The following is a 16972-nucleotide window of genomic DNA, read 5'->3' as shown; positions in this document are numbered from 1 at the left end:
TAAAAGTAAAATTGGCTGGTTTAAGTCCAATACAATACCGCACTTTAACCAGCCAATCAGCTGCATAATATAAACTCTAACTTTTAGGGGTCACCACCAAATTGAGAGTCTTTTTTCATGACTTATAATACCATCGCTGCAATCCATCCGAAGATAATGAGCGGAATATTATAGTGAATAAATGTCGGTACACAAGTATCCCAAATGTGGTTTTGTTGTCCGTCTGCATTTAAACCAGACGTTGGTCCTAACGTACTGTCGGAAGCAGGTGAACCAGCATCACCTAATGCTGCCGCTGTACCAATTAGGGCGATGATAGCCATCGGCGAGAAACCGACCGCAACTCCTAGAGGTACATAAATGGATGCGATAATAGGAATCGTTCCAAATGATGTTCCAATACCCATCGTAATTAACAATCCGACAAGTAACATTACGATAGCTGCGACTGCTTGATTGCCAGCAATCATATCTGCAACATTATCTACTAATCTACCAACATCCCCAGTTTCTCTTACTACTGCTGCAAAGCCAGAGGCAGCAATCATAACAAAACCGATGAAAGCCATCATTTTCATACCTATTGTTGTTAAATCATCTGCTTCTTTCCAGTTAATTGAACCACTTAAGTAAATAACAGCTAGTCCAAATAATGCACCAATAATCATTGAATCTGTTTGTAATTGCGCTACTAATGCAGCTACTACGGAAAGAACTGCGAAGCCAATGCCCTTTTTAGGAAAATCATTTCCTTCATTATTTTCTTCTACTAAATCAATCGTTTCATAATTTCTGTCCTTACGATAAGAAAAGAAGATTGCTATAAGTAAACCTACAACTAAACCAGCTGTCGGAATTAGCATTGCCAATGGTATTGACTCCCCTTGCAGGATTAGTCCACTTTCAGCCATATTCGTTTTAATAATATCTTGGAAAATTGCTCCGAAACCGACAGGTAATAAAATATATGGTGCTGTTAAACCAAATGTAATAACAGACGCAATAAGTCGACGATCTATTTTCAATTCATTAAATACTTTTAATAATGGTGGTATTAAAATTGGTATAAACGCAATGTGTACTGGAATAACATTTTGTGAAAAGATTGATATTGTTAAAATAATTAATAGTATTAAAGTTTTTGATAATGCTTTTCTTTTACTATCTTGTTTTGCTGAAACTACTTTTAAAGCTAGATTAACTAGTAAGTCTGGTAACCCCGTTTTGGAAATAGCTACTGCAAATGCTCCAAGTAATGCATAACTTAAAGCAATACTTGCACTTCCACCTAAACCTCCACTAAATACTGAGATTGTTTCTTCAAACCCTAAACCTCCAGCAAGCCCGCCTGCGATTGCCCCAATTATTAATGCGACAACAACATTGACGCGCAATAAACTTAAAATAAGCATTGCTAAAACTGCTACGATAACTGCATTCATGATGATCCCCCTATTTATACACTTCATTACTTTATTTAACTAAAGCGTTAATATGTTAAATAACTTAACATCGATAATATGGGCATGTCAACAGAAAAACAAAAAATCTACTTCCTAGTGTTGGAAGTAGATTTTTTAAATACTAGTTTTTTATTCACTTAAACGATCAACTAATGTAGCTAATGTTCTTACCATTGCACCAGTAGCACCTTTAGGTCCTAAATCTGTTGCAGCACTTGTTGTCGAAGTACCAGCAATATCAAGATGTACCCATGGCGTATCTTCAACAAATTCACCAATAAATAGTCCACCAAAGATTGCATGGCCGAGGCGACCAGGCGAGTTGTTAATATCGGCTACATCACTTTTTCGAATCTTTTCCTTAAAGTGATCGTAAGAAGGTAATAACCAAACTAATTCACCAGTTTCATATGAAGCATGAACAACTTCTTCATATAACTCTTCGTTATTTGTAATTGCACCTGTAACTTGGTCACCAAGTGCAACTAAAACTCCTCCAGTTAACGTAGCAACATCAACTAATTGATCCGCTCCTAATTGCTTTGCATACGTTATTGCATCAGCTAAAACTAAACGCCCTTCAGCATCTGTATTTAATACTTCGATTGTCTTTCCACTCATGGCAGTAATAACATCATCTGGCTTAAATGCATTACCAGATACCATATTGTCAGTTGACGGAATTACACATAAAACGTTTTTCTCAGGACGTAATTGACCGATAACTTCCATTGCACCTAAAACAGTAGCTGCTCCACCCATGTCTGTTTTCATGCCGACCATTCCATCTCTCGGCTTTAATGAGTATCCACCAGTATCATAAGTAATACCTTTTCCGACTAATCCGATTACATCTTCCCAGTCATCTTTTCCTTTATATTTAAGAACGATCATTTTCGGACGTTCGACTGAACCTTGATTAACTGCTAAGAATGCGCCCATCCCTAACTCTTCCATGTCTTCTTTTTCTAACACAGAATATTCAAAGCCATATGTATCAGCAATTTCTTTCGCTTGGTTAGCTAATTCTGTCGGTGTTAAAATATTTGCCGGCATGTTTACTAACGAACGAGCCGTATTTGTTCCTTTCGCATATGCTGTACCAACTTGCATCGCTAATTCTACTTCCTCAGAACCACTTTCTGTTAAGACAACAATTTCTGAAAGTTTTTTCTCCACTTGATTGCTCTTATTTTTATAGTCTACTACTTCATATGTAGCTAAATCTGTTCCTTCAGCTAATGCCTGTGCTGTATCATATTGGTGTCCCTCTTCAGCTAGGAAAGTATCAAAAGCCATAGCTACTTTGACAAGACGATCTTTTTGTAATGTCTTTGCTGTTTTCCCAAAAGCATCTCTTAGCTTACTGAATGTTAATTGTTCTTTTTTCCCTAACCCTACAAAATAAACTCGCTTTACAACATAATTACCTAGTGTATGTACTTTTGAAACATTTTTGTATGCAGTCTTAATTTCGCCTTCTTTAATCATTTCAGAAATAGCACCATTTAAGGCAGTATCTATTTCAGTTACGATCGGATTGTCTTTGTCATCTTCAAAAAGTCCAACGACTAGCGCTTCATTCTCTGCTGTTAATTCACTTTGATTTTTTACTGTAAACAACATATTTCTTCCCCCATACTATACATTTTTTTCAATATTTCCATTATACATGACCTACCAATTTATTTCGAGCCACTAATCTTCTAAATACAAGTAAAGCCTCGGAATACTTGGCAGACTACTCGCCTCCTCATATGGAACTCGTTCTATCTCTTTCGGAAAAATCTCCAAGCATTGCTCAATAAAAGGATAAACTTCTTCTAGATTTAAATCCCAAAACCTTGGGCGATATTGCTGCAAATAAGTATGAGCTGCTTGCATCATTGCTCTTGCACCTTTTACATTGCCATATTCATAATGGTAAATCGCAACCGTCATTTGTAATAACCCTTTTAAAAAATAGTTATCTTTATCTGTCATCCATATTTCTTCTAATAAATCATGACAAGTGTAATAGTCACCTTCGTTAAATAATATAAAAAACTCATAATATTCTTCTGGATAATAAGAACCTGACATATTTCAGCCTCCTTGAAAAGGAAAATTAACAAATAAAAAAGAATGTAGTATGTAGCGATAAATGAAAGGAATGGTTTTCATGCGTCTTATTTCAATATGCCCAAGTAATACAGAACTTGTCTACTACTTAGGCTTAACGGAGCACCTAGTTAGTGTCGATGATTTTTCCGATTGGCCTTCTAGTGTAACAAAACTTCCAAAACTAGGACCTGATTTAAATATTAATATGGATAAAGTAGAAGAATTAAAACCAGATCTAGTGCTAGCTTCTTTAAGTGTACCAGGGATGGAGAAAAATGTTGAGGAGTTAAAAAAGAGGAATATTCCACACGTCATTTTTAATCCGCAATCACTAGACGATATACGAAATGATTTATTAACATTAGGAAAGTTAACTAATAGTGATGAAAAAGCAATGGAAGTGATAAAACTTTATGACGATTTCGTCAGTTTCTATAAAAACATTTCCAGCACTATCACAAATAGAAAATCTATCTATTGGGAATGGTGGCCAAAACCACTCTTCACACCAGGAAAAATAAACTGGCTCACCGAAATAAGCGAACTTGCCGGTGGAGAAAATATATTCTCAGACCAAAACGTAGCTAGTTATCAGCCAGTTTGGGCTGAAATTCTAAAAAAAGAGCCCGATGTATTTTGCTTAGTTTGGGTTGGAATAGAAGAAAAGAACATGAAACCAGCTTTAATTAAAAAGCGGGAGCAGTCTTCAACATTGAAATGTGTGCAAAATGAAATGATTTATCCTATGGAAGAAGCGTTATTTTGCCGCCCTTCCCCTCGCCTTTTGCATGGTTTGAGGAAAGTAGCTTCTTTACTGCACCCAAATTTATACCCTCCTTATACTGATGAGGACCCATTATTACGCTAAAAAATCAAAAAAGCGTTTCAGCTATCACACTGAAACGCTACTTTTTATTGAGGAAATAACTCCTGCCGGAACACTTGCATTTCTTCATTTTCATTTAACTGTTTTAAAACCTCTTCCGTTAATGAGCCATTTCCTTTTTCAATGACATAAACGTCTAGAACTTTCTTACCCCAATTTTCATAGACTTCTTCTACAGTTTCATAATATAAATCTATTTTATACCCTTTGATTGCCGAACCAGTATCAGCAACGACACCATACCCATAACCAGGGACAAATAAAATAGTTCCTATTGGGAAGATTGAAGTATCAGCAGCGATTGTTGAATATAAATCCCGCTTCACTTTTACACCTGATCTCGTTATGCCATATTGGGGATGATCTGGTGTTTTACCTGTTGATTCAACTCCTGCTGTATAACCTGTTGCAACGACGGTAGCTACAGGATATTTACTAAAATCTATGTTGACTTTCATACTTGAAGCATTATTTACAATTTCAACTGATAGTGTCTTTTTCTCCGACTCAATGGAAGGAAGTACTTTTGGAATTAGTACAGACTGTTTTTGTTGGTGATTTGAAATAGTAATCGTTTTTCCAGACCAGTTTTTATATACTGGCTGCTCTTCCATCCAATTCACCACATCTTCTGCACTTACACCTGAAATTGAATGTAACGTAACAAATAGTGCAGTAATAAATAATAAGGTTATAAAGCTTCTTCTAATAATAGTTCTTAGCATACGCAAGATTCACCTCTCGCGTATAAATCTTCCCAATTATAAAACTATTTATACATATGTAAAAAAACTCCTCGTATAAATAGAGGAGTTTTTAGAACATTCGATAGCCACGTGTTCGTAACATTCGGATAGCGATACCAGATAAAATAGCACCTAATAAGCCCATTGATAATATAAGTGCATCTGTAAATTGAAGTGCACCCATTTTTTTGAAAAGTGAAGGGAACGCAGTTGTAGGATTAATAAAATAATCATAAAATCTAATTTCCGCTTTATCAACAATAAAAATAACGATAATAGGATATATAAGTGACATAATCCATGTCGAACGTAATAGCATATTTAAAATAAAACCAATACCAAAAAATAAAACAATAAATAATAACATTGATACAAATAACTGTGCTAAAGACATATCTTTCACCTCCGCGTCATTGTAAGTGTAAAAAAACGAGCGCGATTCGTCAATAAACTCTTTTTACCTATTTTTTAAACAACTTATACCTCGTATAGTTAAAATGATCACCAGGGTTTAAATCTTGCATGACAAATTGCTCATTATCTCCAAATGATTGTGCGTATTCTTTCACTAACAAGGAAGAGTTTATATCATTGATTAATTCTTCTCGAGTTAAAAAAGCAGCTGTTTCTATTTCTCTTTCACTTACCTTAATATCACAGCAATCTGCTTCCAAGTAAAAGAGAATTAAATTATCACTGATCTTATTTTTAATTACACCAGAGCGAACTCCTATTATATCTTTGATTTTTGCTTTTACTCCAGTTTCCTCTTTTATTTCTCTTACGACAGCTTGGTCAACTGTTTCCCCTGGATCTACAAATCCAGCTGGAAAGGACCACTTCCCTTTTAAGCCACTATACGCTTTTTTCACTACTAGCCAGCGCCCATTACATTCGACGATACCAGATACACCTAACCAGACATGTTCTCGCTTCAACATAAATCCTCCTTAAAAAAGAAAAAAGAGCAAGGAATACTCCTTACTCTTTATTACACCATAAAATTAGAAGAATTTTAACTTCCCTTTTTTAAGTACTAGCCCAATTCCACCTAATAAGAATAAGTAGCGGTTATCGATCATTTTTTTCAAGAATGAAGCAGTACCACCGAAATACTTTCGTCCAAAGACTAATCCGATTGCTTCGCCTTCTCCTAATGATGCAACTGTACCCTTAATATCAGGTTTAAATGTTTTCGTATTTTCACCGTTAATTAATGCTTTAATGTTTTTCGCAACGATTACACCTTGTTGCATCGCAATTTGTGCAGTTGGTGGATATGGGCGATCAATTTCTTCATTGATGATTAGTGCACAATCACCGACTACGAAAATATCGTCATGCCCCGGAGCACGCATGTCAGCATTAACTTTTACACGACCACGCATAGCGCCAATATCTGCCGCTTCACAAACAGGACTGCCTTGGACACCTGCAGACCATACGATTGTGCCTGACTTCACTTCTTCCATGTCTTCACCTTTAGAAAGAACTACCCCATCTTCTTGTACTTCCTTAATCGCAGTACCAATCTTAAATTCGACACCTTTACGCTCAAGTAAGTTAACTGCGTATTCTACTAGCTCTGGATCAAACCCTGGTAGTGCTCCAGGTCCTGCTTCAACACAGATAATACGAACTTTTTCACGTGGTACATCGTATTCTTTACAAAGTTCAGGTACACGGTTTGCAAGTTCACCTAGGAATTCAATTCCTGTAAATCCAGCACCACCAACGATAAACGTTAATAATTCATCACGCTTTTCTTTTGAAGCACTGTAAGTTGCAAACATATACTCAATATGAGCCTTAATTTTACGAGCAGCATTAATACTAGTAATACTGAAAGCATGTTCTTTAATGCCTGGGATACCGAAAGTTGCCGGTTCAAAACCTAGACCAACTACTAAATAATCGTATGTAAGTGTATCTCCACCCTCAAGAACAACCGTCTTATCTTCATGTTTAATTTCTTTAACTGTGTCTACGATAAAGTTAACTTTGTTCTTATTAATAACTTCATCTATTGGAATACGAGTATTGTCATGATGCAATGTCCCTGCTGCATTTTCATGTAACCAAGTAGTTTGATAATGGTAATTATGTTTATTTACAAGTGTAATTTGTGCGTCATCTCTACCCAACATTTTTTGTAAATTAACTGTAGTCATTATTCCGCCATAACCGGCACCTAAAACTAAAATCTTTGGTTTATTCAAGCTAATCACATCCACCTTCACCTTTTATTTAATGTTCACACCGAACAGAAAACGATATCTGGACAGACGCATCTATTAACATTAGTTACGAATAAATTGTCGCAAAATCGTCAAATTTATACCCGTATACAATCTTATTCGTTTTAGTACAAATTTTCAAGGAAGAAATGAAGTCCAAAAAATCTGATTCATTAGAATTTTCTTTCCCTTCTTCTTCTTTTTTGGTAAAATTTATATTATAGAATTTTCCAACTACAAAGAGGGGGATGCATCTTGAAAGAAGACAAAAAAATATATGATATTACGATTATCGGTGGTGGGCCGTGTGGCTTATTTACAGCCTTTTATGGCGGAATGAGACAGGCCAGTGTCAAAATTATTGAGAGTATGCCACAACTCGGTGGACAATTATCAGCGTTATATCCAGAAAAGTATATTTATGACGTTGCAGGTTTTCCAAAAGTACGAGCACAAGAATTAATTGATAATTTAAAAGAACAAGCCTTCCAATTTAATCCGACAACTTCTTTAGAGCAATCCGTTGAAAAAGTAGAAAAGCTAGAAGACGGTACATTTAAATTAACCACTAACTCAGAGATCCACTACTCAAAAACAATCATTATTACAGCCGGCGTCGGAGCATTCCAACCTAGAAGATTAGAAACAGAAAACGCACCACAATATGAAGGAAAAAATCTTTCATACTTTGTAAATGATTTAAATAAGTATGCAGGGAAAAGAGTTTTAGTAAGTGGTGGTGGAGATTCCGCTGTAGATTGGGCTTTAATGCTTGAACCTATCGCTGAAAAAGTAACACTCGTTCATCGTCGTGATAAATTCCGTGCACATGAGCATAGCGTTGAATTATTAATGAAATCAAAAGTTGATGTTAAAACGCCATACAACATTTGTGAACTTATTGGTGATGACGAAAAAATTAATACTGTCGTTCTTGAAGGGACAAAAGATAATGAAGGTTTTTCCATGGACGTTGATGATGTAATCGTCAATTATGGATTCGTTTCATCATTAGGTCCAATTAAGGAATGGGGCTTAGATATTAAGAAAAACTCCATCGTAGTTAATTCAAAAATGGAAACGAATATCGCAGGCATCTATGCTGCTGGTGACATTTGTACATATGAAGGAAAAGTTAAATTAATTGCTGCTGGGTTTGGGGAAGCACCTACAGCTGTTAACAATGCAAAAGCTTATATCGATCCGAAAGCTCGCGTTCAACCTCTTCATAGTACTAGCTTATTCTAAATAAAAGATGAGGCTGGGCCACAAGTGCCTGGCACCTCATTGCAAAAAGAAAAGAGAGCCGCCTAAAAATAGGTGGCTTACTTTTTGCCTGTTAGGAGATGGACTAAATGGATTTGTTTTTAATGGCTCTTATATTAGGAATCGGTTATTTTATCTTGCAGTTTGCAATTGGCGAAATATTTGATTTTGAATTTAGTTTTCATGACATTCCTATCCTCTCCCCGTTAACTCTGGCCACTTTTTTCACGGCATTTGGCGGGACTGGATTTACGATGGAAAAAGCAACAACAGCAGCTGGACATGTCATTTTTGCAACTAGTATTTCTCTAGGCCTACTGGCAGCATTGTTGATGGTCTTTTTAATTGCAATTCCGTTGAAGAAAATCCAGCAAAACTCCGTTGGCAAAGCGAAAGAGATGATTGGAAAAGAAGCAACGGTTATAATCCCGATTCCTACTAACGGCTTAGGTGAGATTACTTACAATCAAAATGGCTATCGCTATAGCTCGCCTGCTCGCGCAAGCGGAAAAATTGCGCAAAATGAAACTGTCATTATAAAAGAGATTAACGATAATATATTTGTCGTTGATAAACTAGAAAAATAGAAACAGAAAAGGGGAACATTTATGGAGCTATCTACATTTTTAATACCAGGTATTCTTTTATTAGTACTTTTTATTTTAGGAACATTTTTAGCAAAGATCTATCGAACAGTAGGTGCAGATGAAGCGATGATTATTACTGGTGCTGGCACAAAAGGCGGCATTAAAGTAGTTAAAGCAGGTGGTAGTTTCGTTTTCCCAATTATCCAACAACATGAAAACATTTCTTTGCAAGTACATACAATTTCTGTAGCAACTCCTGAAGTATATACAAAACAAGGTGTACCAATTATGGTAGACGGTGTTGCACAAATAAAAATCAATGGTGAAATTGATGATATCACGACTGCTGCCGAACAATTTTTAGGTAAGCAAGATCAAATTAACTATATTGCCAATGAAACTTTAGAAGGCCATCTCCGCGCTATATTAGGACAAATGACTGTTGAAAACATTTATCAAAACCGTGATGAATTTGCGCAAAGAGTCCAAAGCGTTGCCGCTACAGATTTAAAGAAAATGGGATTACATATAGTTTCCTTTACAATTAAAAATGTAAAAGATAAAAACGGTTATTTAGACGCATTAGGTGTACCGCAAATTGAAGTAGTAAAACGAAATGCAGCCATCGCCACTGCAGATAATGAGCGAGACACAATAATTGCACAAGCAAAAGCTCGTGAAGAAGGAAAAAAAGCGGACTATATCGCAGATACAAATGTTGCTGAAGCTGAAAAAGAAATGGAAGTTAAAAAAGCGGCATTTAAGAAAGAACAAGATCAGAAAAAAGCCGAAGCAGAACTTGCATATAAGCTTCAAGAAGCAAGAACATTACAGGAAGTTAAAGAGCAAGAGATGCAAATTGACTTAGTTGAAAGACAAAAACAAATAGAAATTGAAGAAAAAGAAATTTTGCGTCGTGAAAAACAATACGATGCTGAAGTAAAGAAAAAAGCGGATGCAGATCGTTATGCCGTTGAACAAGCAGCTGAGGCAGATAAAAACCGCAAAGTTCGTGATGCTGAGGCACTTGCTGAAAGTATCAAACTAGAAGGTCAAGCAAAAGCGGAAAAAGAAAAAGTAGAAGGTCATGCGCAAGCAGAAGTTATTCGTCAAAAAGGTCTCGCAGAAGCAGAAGCAAAAGACGCGATTGCTGAAGCAATGAAAAAATATGGCGAAGCTGCTATTGCGGAAATGTTAGTGGAAAAGTTCCCAGAAATTGCTGGTGCTATTGCACAGCCTTTATCACAAACTGAAAAGCTTGTTGTCATTGACTCTGGTAGTAACCCAGGTGGGGGCGCAAATAAAGTAACTGGTTATGTAACAGATTTACTTGGAAAACTTCCTGAAACAGTTGGTGCACTTACTGGTGTCGATTTAAATCAAATGCTTGCCAACTTAGCAGAAAACCGTAAAGAAAATAATACTCCTAAGAAATTAGATCAATAAATATATTAAACCCCTGCTATTATTCTTTAGCTGGGGTTTATTTATGTAAAAAAAAACCTTCTCATCTATATGAGAAGGATATAATTGAACTAAAATATTTTAAATTGTTAACACTCTTCTGGTGTTCCTGCATTTTCTGCTGTACGGAATGATGTTCCGCAACCACAATTTGCAATCGCATTAGGGTTTTCGATAGTAAACCCTCCACCCATCATTGATTGTTTAAAATCAATAACAACACCTTCTAATATTTTTGAGCTCTCTTGATCAACGACAACATTTATTCCATTTTGTTCAAATGTCGTATCTTCTTCTTTTACTTCCGAGTCAAATCCCATTCCGTAAGTAAGGCCACTGCACCCTCCACCTTTTACACCAACACGAAGATAAAGTTCGCCTTTGCTTTCTTCTGCTTCCTTCATCTCTTGAATGCGACTTGCTGCTGCTTCAGTAATTATTATCAAAAGAAACACTCCTTTCATCGTTCACTTTTTTATAGTATACGACGCTGAGAGAATATACTCAACTAACTCAACTTAAAGGAATTAACAACTCATTTTCTTTCTTAATAACTGATTCATACATTCATCCAACTGCTTACTACATTCAATCACAGAAGGGTGATTCATCCCTTTTTCATTTGCTGCTTGTATCATCTTAGCTCGCAACTCTTCTATTTTTTCATTTATTTGTCTTTCTATCAGTTCATCATTACTCGACATCTTTTTCACCCAGTTTTTTAGTATGCTTAACTACGTATTTTCTATTTTAACGTACTCGATATTAATATGATATGAATATTTTTGTCTTTTTTTTACTTTTTTTGTCGAATTCCGTACAATTTAAGATATGAGTTACCTTCCTTGCTACATATGAAAAATGAGCATATAATAAAAATAGTGTTTTCTATTTACTTATATGTAGATAAAATAACTAATCATAATGAAAACAATATGTTTTTTTAAAACTATTAAATTGTTTATTATAACGTTAATCCGTACGTTTTAAATAATGGGGAGGTACGAAATGATTACATTAACAGAAGATAAGAAAATGCTAGAAATAGCAGAGAAAGTAAAAAAAGGGGAACGCCTTACAATAGAAGATGGTCTCTATTTATATGAGTCTCCAGATCTACTTACAATAGCTCAGCTCGCTAATGAAGTTAACATGAAGAAAAACGGTAACAACGTTTACTTTATTGAAAACATGTATATTAACCCGACAAATGTATGTGAAGCAAGTTGCTCGTTCTGCGGATTTAAGCGTAAGCCTGGTGAAGAAGGCGCTTATACAATGGATGAGGCTGCACTATTACACTATGTTGAAACACGATGGAATGATAATATTCGTGAGTTCCACATTGTAGGTGGTCATAATGCTGAAGTTCCTTTTGACTATTACTTAGATACCATTCGTATCCTTAAGAAAAATTACCCACAATGTACGGTAAAAGCATATACAGGTGCGGAAATTGAATTCTTCGCTCGTATTTCTGGGTTAACGATGAAAGAAGTTTTAGAGGAACTAGTTAAAGCAGGTTTAGATACACTTCCTGGTGGTGGTGCGGAAATATTAACGGAACGCTACCGTGAAAAGATGAGCCCTGATAAGGCTTCAACAGATCAGTGGTTAGAAGCACATGAAATTGCTCACGGACTTGGACTAAAAACTCACGCTACAATGCTTTACGGTTCTATTGAAACGAAAGAAGAGCGCTTAATTCATATGGATCGCCTTCGTCAATTGCAAGACAAAACGAATGGCTTTATGGTATTTATTCCACTTGCAGTTCAGCCGAAAAATGCAAATGCTGGATTAAAGCGTCGAACTTCTGCTTATGATGACATGCGTACGATGGCGATCAGCCGCTTAATGTTGGACAACTTCGACCACATTAAAGCTTATTGGATCAATATCGGTGTTCAATTAACACAAATGGCGTTAGCATTTGGATCAAGTGATATTCACGGAACGTTAATTGAAGAACGTATTTCACATGCTGCTGGTGCGTTAACTTCGCAAGGAATCACTCGCGACGAGTTAATTCACTTAATTAAAACAGCAGGAAAAACTCCTGTAGAGAGAGATACTTTCTATAACGTCATTAAAACTTATTAAGTTAAAAATAACGCTGTTGCTTAGGCAACAGCGTTTGTTTATTTCATATAATATACCCCATCACAAATCGTTTCTGCAGGGCCGGTCATTAATACATTCCCATCTTCCGTCCAGTTAATAATTAGATCTCCACCAAGTAAATGAACTGTCACGTCTTCTCCTTGTCTTACTTTCCCATGCAAAGAAGCCGCTACTACCGCTGCACACGCTCCAGTACCACAAGCTTGTGTTACTCCAGAGCCCCGCTCCCATACTCGAAAATGCATTTCTGTCTCACTCGTAACTTCAACGAATTCTACATTGATTCCTTCTGGGAAAATGGGCATTTTTTCAATCATCGGACCTATTGAAGTAACTGGTGCCTTGTTAATGTCATCTACAAAAATAACACCATGTGGGTTGCCCATGGATACTCCTGTTAAAAGCAACTGTTCATCCCCTACTACTATTTCTTCATTGATAATTTCGGAATCGGCTAGACCTTCCATCGGTAAATCTTTTTTCTTTAGACGAGGCATCCCCATATCAACTGTAATTTTGGAAACTTCTTTCCCTTCATTATGAACATGCGCTTGAACAATTCCACCTAATGTTTCAATATAAAACTTATCTGTATTTACAAGATTATTTTCATAAGCATACTTTGCAACACAGCGAAGCCCATTTCCGCAATTTTTCCCTTCAGACCCATCGCTATTAAATATGCGCATTTTCACTTCAGCAGTTGCAGAAGGGCAAATTAAGATCATTCCATCAGAACCAATTCCACGGTTTTGATCTGCTAATGAAATAGCTAACGACGATAATTCCTCTTCCCTTAACGTTTCTTCAAAGCAATTAATATATATATAGTTGTTTCCTAATCCGTGCATCTTTGTAAATTTAATAGTATTCATTCGTTATCCTCCGATATCCGATATTTATTTCCTATTATATTATCATTTAATTAGTAATTGTTGTATAAGATGTGCAGTCATTGTCCATACTGTTTATATCCCCCGTTTCTCTATATGAAACAAAAAACTCCCGAGACATAAAATCTCGGGAGTTTTTTGTAATTAAAATATAAACATTCCTGCAATTACTGCACTTAATAAGTTAGCTAAAGTTCCTGCTAAAATTGCACGTACTCCAAACTTCGCGATATGTGGACGACGTTCCGGTGCCATACCACCTAATCCACCTAATAAAATTGCTAATGAAGAAAGGTTAGCAAATCCACATAAAGCAAATGAAATAATTGCTGTCGTTTTAACTGAAAGTTCACCAATCATCGGAGCAAAATTCAAGTAAGCAAAAAATTCATTTAGAACTAGTTTTTCTCCAAGAAGCCCTCCAGCAATAACTGCTTCACTCCAAGGAACACCGATGATGAATGCTACTGGTGCAAATAGATAACCTAAAATAAGATTTAACGAAAGGTCACCATGTCCGAACCAACCACCGATTCCACCTAAAATACCATTAATTAAAGCAATTAAGGCTACAAATGCAAGTAACATTGCCCCAACGTTTAATGCTAACTTTAAACCTTCAGATGCCCCACGAGCAGCTGCGTCAACAACGTTTACAGTATCTGCATCTTTTTCCATTTTAATAGCTTTATTTGTCTCAGGTACTTCTGTTTCTGGCATTAACATCTTTGCCATTACTAAACCTGCTGGTGCAGCCATAAAACTTGCTGCTAATAGATATTCTAAAGGTACACCTAGTAATGCATAACCGACTAATACAGATCCAGCAACAGATGCTAAACCACCAGTCATTACTGCAAATAATTCAGAATTCGTCATCCGATTAATATAAGGACGAACAACTAATGGTGCTTCTGTTTGACCAACGAAAATGTTAGCTGTTGCTGAAAGTGATTCCGCTTTACTCGTTCCTAGTAACCAAGAAAGGGCTCCACCTAATAATTTTATAATAATTTGCATAATTCCTAAGTAATAAAGAACTGCGATTAAAGAAGAAAAGAAAATAATAACTGTTAATACTTGAAAGGCGAATACAAACCCGATATTTTCCGCTTGGAATAATCCACCGAACAGGAAGTTTGTTCCTTCATTCGCATAGTTAATCACATTTTGTACTTTCTCTGATGCTTTTTGCAGCATTTTACGACCGAATGCCCACTCTAAAACGATAAAAGCAAAAGTAACTTGAATTGCTAATCCACCTAAGATCGTACGCCAGTTAATAGCTTTACGATTCGATGAAAATAAAAATGCAACGGCAAATAAGAACAACATACCGCCTATTCCCCATAATATATTCATGTTGTGCACCTCTTCTAGTTGTATTATGTGACATCGCTTACAAATAGGACGTCTGACATCTAATCTCTGATAAGACAAAATATACTCTAACAAATTTCGACATAATATTTCAAGGGATATGGCAAAATAAATATTACCAATAGACATAAAAAATATATATTCTTCACATTTTAGACAAATTCAAAGTGATATTAGGAAAAAGTTGCTACTTCTACACTTCGTTATATAAGAAAAAAACCACACATAATTGTATGGTTTAAAACATTGGATTCTCTTCTAAATGTTGATATATATTATCTACTAATTGTTCTGGAGTATCGCCTGTCACAACATCACCATTAACGAGGGCAAAAAGAGACTGAGCACATTTCGTGCAATAGCTTAGACAACTATACTCTAGAACATCCATATTCGGATCTCTTTCTAACACTTGCATTGCTTTATGTGAACCGTTCGCTAAGTTACTAATACAAAATTCAATGATCGGTTTCAATTTATTCACTCCAATCTAGAGGGAAAATGACAAATTTCACTCTTTTTTATCCTACTGATTTTTATGTATTTCGTCAAACAATAGTTGTTAAAAGGACTACTCTTAGTTATACTTTATATTGTCTGTTTTTGTCGCTTTTTTCACTTAAATAAAAAGCGGTACGGGTATAATAGAAAAGGGGAATTACTTATGAAAAGACTAATCGTTTTAGGTGGCGGTTATGGTGGCATGAGAATATTGCAACGATTATTTAGCGGTTCACTTCCCGATCATATCGAAGTTACATTAATTGATCGTTTGCCATTTCATTGCTTAAAAACTGAATATTATGCGTTAGCCGCTGGTACGATTTCGGAACAGCATATTCGTGTACCTTTTCCGAATGATCCTCGTTTAACGATAAAGTACGGTGAAGTTACTAAACTTAATTTAGAAAATAAACAAGTAGAAATGAAGAATGAAGAGCCACTTTCATACGATTACTTAATTATTGGATTAGGTTGTGAAGATAAATATCATAATGTCCCTGGTGCAGATGTGCATACATTAAGTTTGCAATCTGTTGACCAAACACGTGAAGCATATAAAGCGTTAAACAATGTTCCACCTAATGGTGTTGTCGGTATCGTTGGAGCCGGGTTAAGTGGTGTAGAAGTTGCAAGTGAGCTTCGTGAAAGTAGACCAGATTTAACGATAAAGTTATTTGACCGTGGTGATATGATTCTTTCCATGTTCTCGAAGAAACTTAGTAAATATGTACAATCATGGTTTACAGAGCATGGCGTTGAAGTTGTTAACAATTCTAATATTACAAAAGTAGAACCGAACATGTTATACAACCATGACGAAGCTATCTATTGTGACGCGATTGTTTGGACTGCTGGAATCCAACCAAATAAAATCGTTCGAGATTTAGATATAGAAAAAGATAATTCTGGTCGTTTAATTGTCACTGATCACCATCACCTGCCTGGTGACGAGAGAGTATTTGTTTGTGGAGATTGCGCGAGCTTACCACATCCACCATCTGGTCAATTGGCACAAGCGCAAGGCGAACAAATTGTCACTGTATTACAAGCTTTATGGAAAGGCGAACCTCTAGAGCCACTTCCACAAATTAAACTTAAAGGTGTACTAGGTTCTTTAGGTAAAAAGCATGGTTTTGGTTTAATGGGATCAACTTCTATTACTGGTCGTGTCCCTCGCCTATTAAAATCAGGCGTATTATGGCGTTCGAAGTATCAGAATGGCTAAGAAAAGCTGAAGCTCCCGCTTAGCGCCATAAATTCTGGAGCACTTTGTTTGAGATAAAGGAAACACAACGAGTATTACGAGTTGATGTTGACTT

18 protein-coding genes are annotated in these 16972 nt (G+C 36.0%); 6 read left to right on the top strand and 12 right to left on the bottom strand.

The features are described 5' to 3' along the window. Nucleotides 1-122: 122 nt before the first annotated feature. The 3 genes from CIB95_RS15780 to CIB95_RS15770 all read right to left on the bottom strand — a co-directional run bounded on the left by CIB95_RS15780 (nt 123) and on the right by CIB95_RS15770 (nt 3545). Nucleotides 123-1442: a Na+/H+ antiporter family protein gene (locus tag CIB95_RS15780; RefSeq protein WP_094926732.1), complete on the bottom strand. Its 1320-nt coding sequence runs from the start codon at nt 1440-1442 to the stop codon at nt 123-125. A 150-nt stretch (nt 1443-1592) separates the two neighbouring features. Then, nucleotides 1593-3086: a leucyl aminopeptidase gene (locus tag CIB95_RS15775; protein ID WP_094926735.1), complete on the bottom strand. Its 1494-nt coding sequence runs from the start codon at nt 3084-3086 to the stop codon at nt 1593-1595. 75 nt (nt 3087-3161) lie between these two features. After that, entirely contained in the window at nt 3162-3545 is a 384-nt protein-coding gene (locus CIB95_RS15770; protein ID WP_094926730.1) for a DUF309 domain-containing protein, read from the bottom strand. 79 nt (nt 3546-3624) lie between these two features. Between CIB95_RS15770 and CIB95_RS15765 the strand changes: the two genes are divergently transcribed. Then, a complete protein-coding gene (locus tag CIB95_RS15765) occupies nt 3625-4434 on the top strand; it encodes a cobalamin-binding protein (protein ID WP_094926729.1) in 810 nt (269 codons plus the stop codon). Nucleotides 4435-4478: 44 nt separating this feature from the next. Here CIB95_RS15765 and CIB95_RS15760 read toward each other — a convergent pair whose 3' ends face one another. The 4 genes from CIB95_RS15760 to CIB95_RS15745 all read right to left on the bottom strand — a co-directional run bounded on the left by CIB95_RS15760 (nt 4479) and on the right by CIB95_RS15745 (nt 7426). Then, nucleotides 4479-5183, bottom strand: a complete 705-nt coding sequence (locus CIB95_RS15760; protein ID WP_094926727.1) for a 3D domain-containing protein — start codon at nt 5181-5183, stop codon at nt 4479-4481. A gap of 85 nt (nt 5184-5268) precedes the next feature. Continuing rightward, a complete protein-coding gene (locus tag CIB95_RS15755; RefSeq protein WP_094926725.1) occupies nt 5269-5592 on the bottom strand; it encodes a YuiB family protein in 324 nt (107 codons plus the stop codon). 67 nt (nt 5593-5659) lie between these two features. Then, nucleotides 5660-6139, bottom strand: coding sequence for an NUDIX hydrolase (locus tag CIB95_RS15750; protein WP_094926723.1), 480 nt, complete (start codon nt 6137-6139; stop codon nt 5660-5662). A 63-nt stretch (nt 6140-6202) separates the two neighbouring features. Then, nucleotides 6203-7426, bottom strand: a complete 1224-nt coding sequence (locus CIB95_RS15745; RefSeq protein ID WP_198949217.1) for an NAD(P)/FAD-dependent oxidoreductase — start codon at nt 7424-7426, stop codon at nt 6203-6205. Between the two features lie 264 nt (nt 7427-7690). Between CIB95_RS15745 and CIB95_RS15740 the strand changes: the two genes are divergently transcribed. The 3 genes from CIB95_RS15740 (at nt 7691) to CIB95_RS15730 (ending at nt 10734) form a co-directional block, all read left to right on the top strand. Then, entirely contained in the window at nt 7691-8683 is a 993-nt protein-coding gene (locus CIB95_RS15740) for an NAD(P)/FAD-dependent oxidoreductase (RefSeq protein ID WP_094926719.1), read from the top strand. A 107-nt stretch (nt 8684-8790) separates the two neighbouring features. After that, nucleotides 8791-9288, top strand: coding sequence for an NfeD family protein (locus CIB95_RS15735; protein WP_094926717.1), 498 nt, complete (start codon nt 8791-8793; stop codon nt 9286-9288). 21 nt (nt 9289-9309) lie between these two features. Beyond that, on the top strand, nt 9310-10734 hold the full coding sequence (locus CIB95_RS15730; protein ID WP_094926715.1) for a flotillin family protein: 1425 nt from the start codon (nt 9310-9312) through the stop codon (nt 10732-10734). A 107-nt stretch (nt 10735-10841) separates the two neighbouring features. On the opposite strand, the gene CIB95_RS15725 is transcribed toward CIB95_RS15730, so the two are convergent. Together CIB95_RS15725 and CIB95_RS15720 are read right to left on the bottom strand one after the other, a co-directional pair. Next, nucleotides 10842-11216 (bottom strand): HesB/IscA family protein, encoded by a 375-nt coding sequence (locus CIB95_RS15725; RefSeq protein ID WP_408607243.1) that lies wholly within the window; start codon nt 11214-11216, stop codon nt 10842-10844. 63 nt (nt 11217-11279) lie between these two features. Next, nucleotides 11280-11456, bottom strand: a complete 177-nt coding sequence (locus tag CIB95_RS15720) for an aspartyl-phosphate phosphatase Spo0E family protein (protein ID WP_094926713.1) — start codon at nt 11454-11456, stop codon at nt 11280-11282. A 304-nt stretch (nt 11457-11760) separates the two neighbouring features. On the opposite strand from CIB95_RS15720, the gene mqnE reads away from it, so the two are divergent. Next, nucleotides 11761-12855 (top strand): aminofutalosine synthase MqnE, encoded by a 1095-nt coding sequence (mqnE, locus tag CIB95_RS15715; RefSeq protein ID WP_094926711.1) that lies wholly within the window; start codon nt 11761-11763, stop codon nt 12853-12855. Nucleotides 12856-12893: 38 nt separating this feature from the next. Here mqnE and dapF read toward each other — a convergent pair whose 3' ends face one another. The 3 genes from dapF to CIB95_RS15700 all read right to left on the bottom strand — a co-directional run bounded on the left by dapF (nt 12894) and on the right by CIB95_RS15700 (nt 15624). Next, the gene (gene dapF, locus CIB95_RS15710) at nt 12894-13751 is read right to left on the bottom strand and encodes a diaminopimelate epimerase (protein ID WP_094926709.1); all 858 of its coding nucleotides are present in this window, start codon (nt 13749-13751) and stop codon (nt 12894-12896) included. A 162-nt stretch (nt 13752-13913) separates the two neighbouring features. After that, entirely contained in the window at nt 13914-15131 is a 1218-nt protein-coding gene (locus tag CIB95_RS15705; protein WP_094926707.1) for a NupC/NupG family nucleoside CNT transporter, read from the bottom strand. A 256-nt stretch (nt 15132-15387) separates the two neighbouring features. Next, nucleotides 15388-15624: a YuzB family protein gene (locus CIB95_RS15700; protein ID WP_094926705.1), complete on the bottom strand. Its 237-nt coding sequence runs from the start codon at nt 15622-15624 to the stop codon at nt 15388-15390. 189 nt (nt 15625-15813) lie between these two features. On the opposite strand from CIB95_RS15700, the gene CIB95_RS15695 reads away from it, so the two are divergent. Then, nucleotides 15814-16878: an NAD(P)/FAD-dependent oxidoreductase gene (locus CIB95_RS15695; protein ID WP_094926703.1), complete on the top strand. Its 1065-nt coding sequence runs from the start codon at nt 15814-15816 to the stop codon at nt 16876-16878. The last annotated feature ends 94 nt before the right edge of the window (nt 16879-16972 follow it).

The sequence above is a fragment of the Lottiidibacillus patelloidae genome (genome assembly GCF_002262935.1).
Classification (GTDB): Bacteria; Bacillota; Bacilli; order Bacillales; family SA5d-4; genus Lottiidibacillus; species Lottiidibacillus patelloidae.
The sequence above is the reverse complement of the archived record's forward strand: the minus strand, read 5'-3'. Positions and strand labels throughout refer to the sequence as shown.

Coding starts and splice junctions, on each gene's coding strand:
- CIB95_RS15780 (WP_094926732.1), bottom strand. CDS start 1,442: ATGAATGCAGTTATCGTAGCAGTTTTAGCAATGCTTATTTTAAGTTTA.
- CIB95_RS15770 (WP_094926730.1), bottom strand. CDS start 3,545: ATGTCAGGTTCTTATTATCCAGAAGAATATTATGAGTTTTTTATATTA.
- CIB95_RS15765 (WP_094926729.1), top strand. CDS start 3,625: ATGCGTCTTATTTCAATATGCCCAAGTAATACAGAACTTGTCTACTAC.
- CIB95_RS15755 (WP_094926725.1), bottom strand. CDS start 5,592: ATGTCTTTAGCACAGTTATTTGTATCAATGTTATTATTTATTGTTTTA.
- CIB95_RS15750 (WP_094926723.1), bottom strand. CDS start 6,139: ATGTTGAAGCGAGAACATGTCTGGTTAGGTGTATCTGGTATCGTCGAA.
- CIB95_RS15735 (WP_094926717.1), top strand. CDS start 8,791: ATGGATTTGTTTTTAATGGCTCTTATATTAGGAATCGGTTATTTTATC.
- CIB95_RS15730 (WP_094926715.1), top strand. CDS start 9,310: ATGGAGCTATCTACATTTTTAATACCAGGTATTCTTTTATTAGTACTT.
- CIB95_RS15725 (WP_408607243.1), bottom strand. CDS start 11,216: ATGAAAGGAGTGTTTCTTTTGATAATAATTACTGAAGCAGCAGCAAGT.
- CIB95_RS15720 (WP_094926713.1), bottom strand. CDS start 11,456: ATGTCGAGTAATGATGAACTGATAGAAAGACAAATAAATGAAAAAATA.
- mqnE (WP_094926711.1), top strand. CDS start 11,761: ATGATTACATTAACAGAAGATAAGAAAATGCTAGAAATAGCAGAGAAA.
- dapF (WP_094926709.1), bottom strand. CDS start 13,751: ATGAATACTATTAAATTTACAAAGATGCACGGATTAGGAAACAACTAT.
- CIB95_RS15705 (WP_094926707.1), bottom strand. CDS start 15,131: ATGAATATATTATGGGGAATAGGCGGTATGTTGTTCTTATTTGCCGTT.
- CIB95_RS15695 (WP_094926703.1), top strand. CDS start 15,814: ATGAAAAGACTAATCGTTTTAGGTGGCGGTTATGGTGGCATGAGAATA.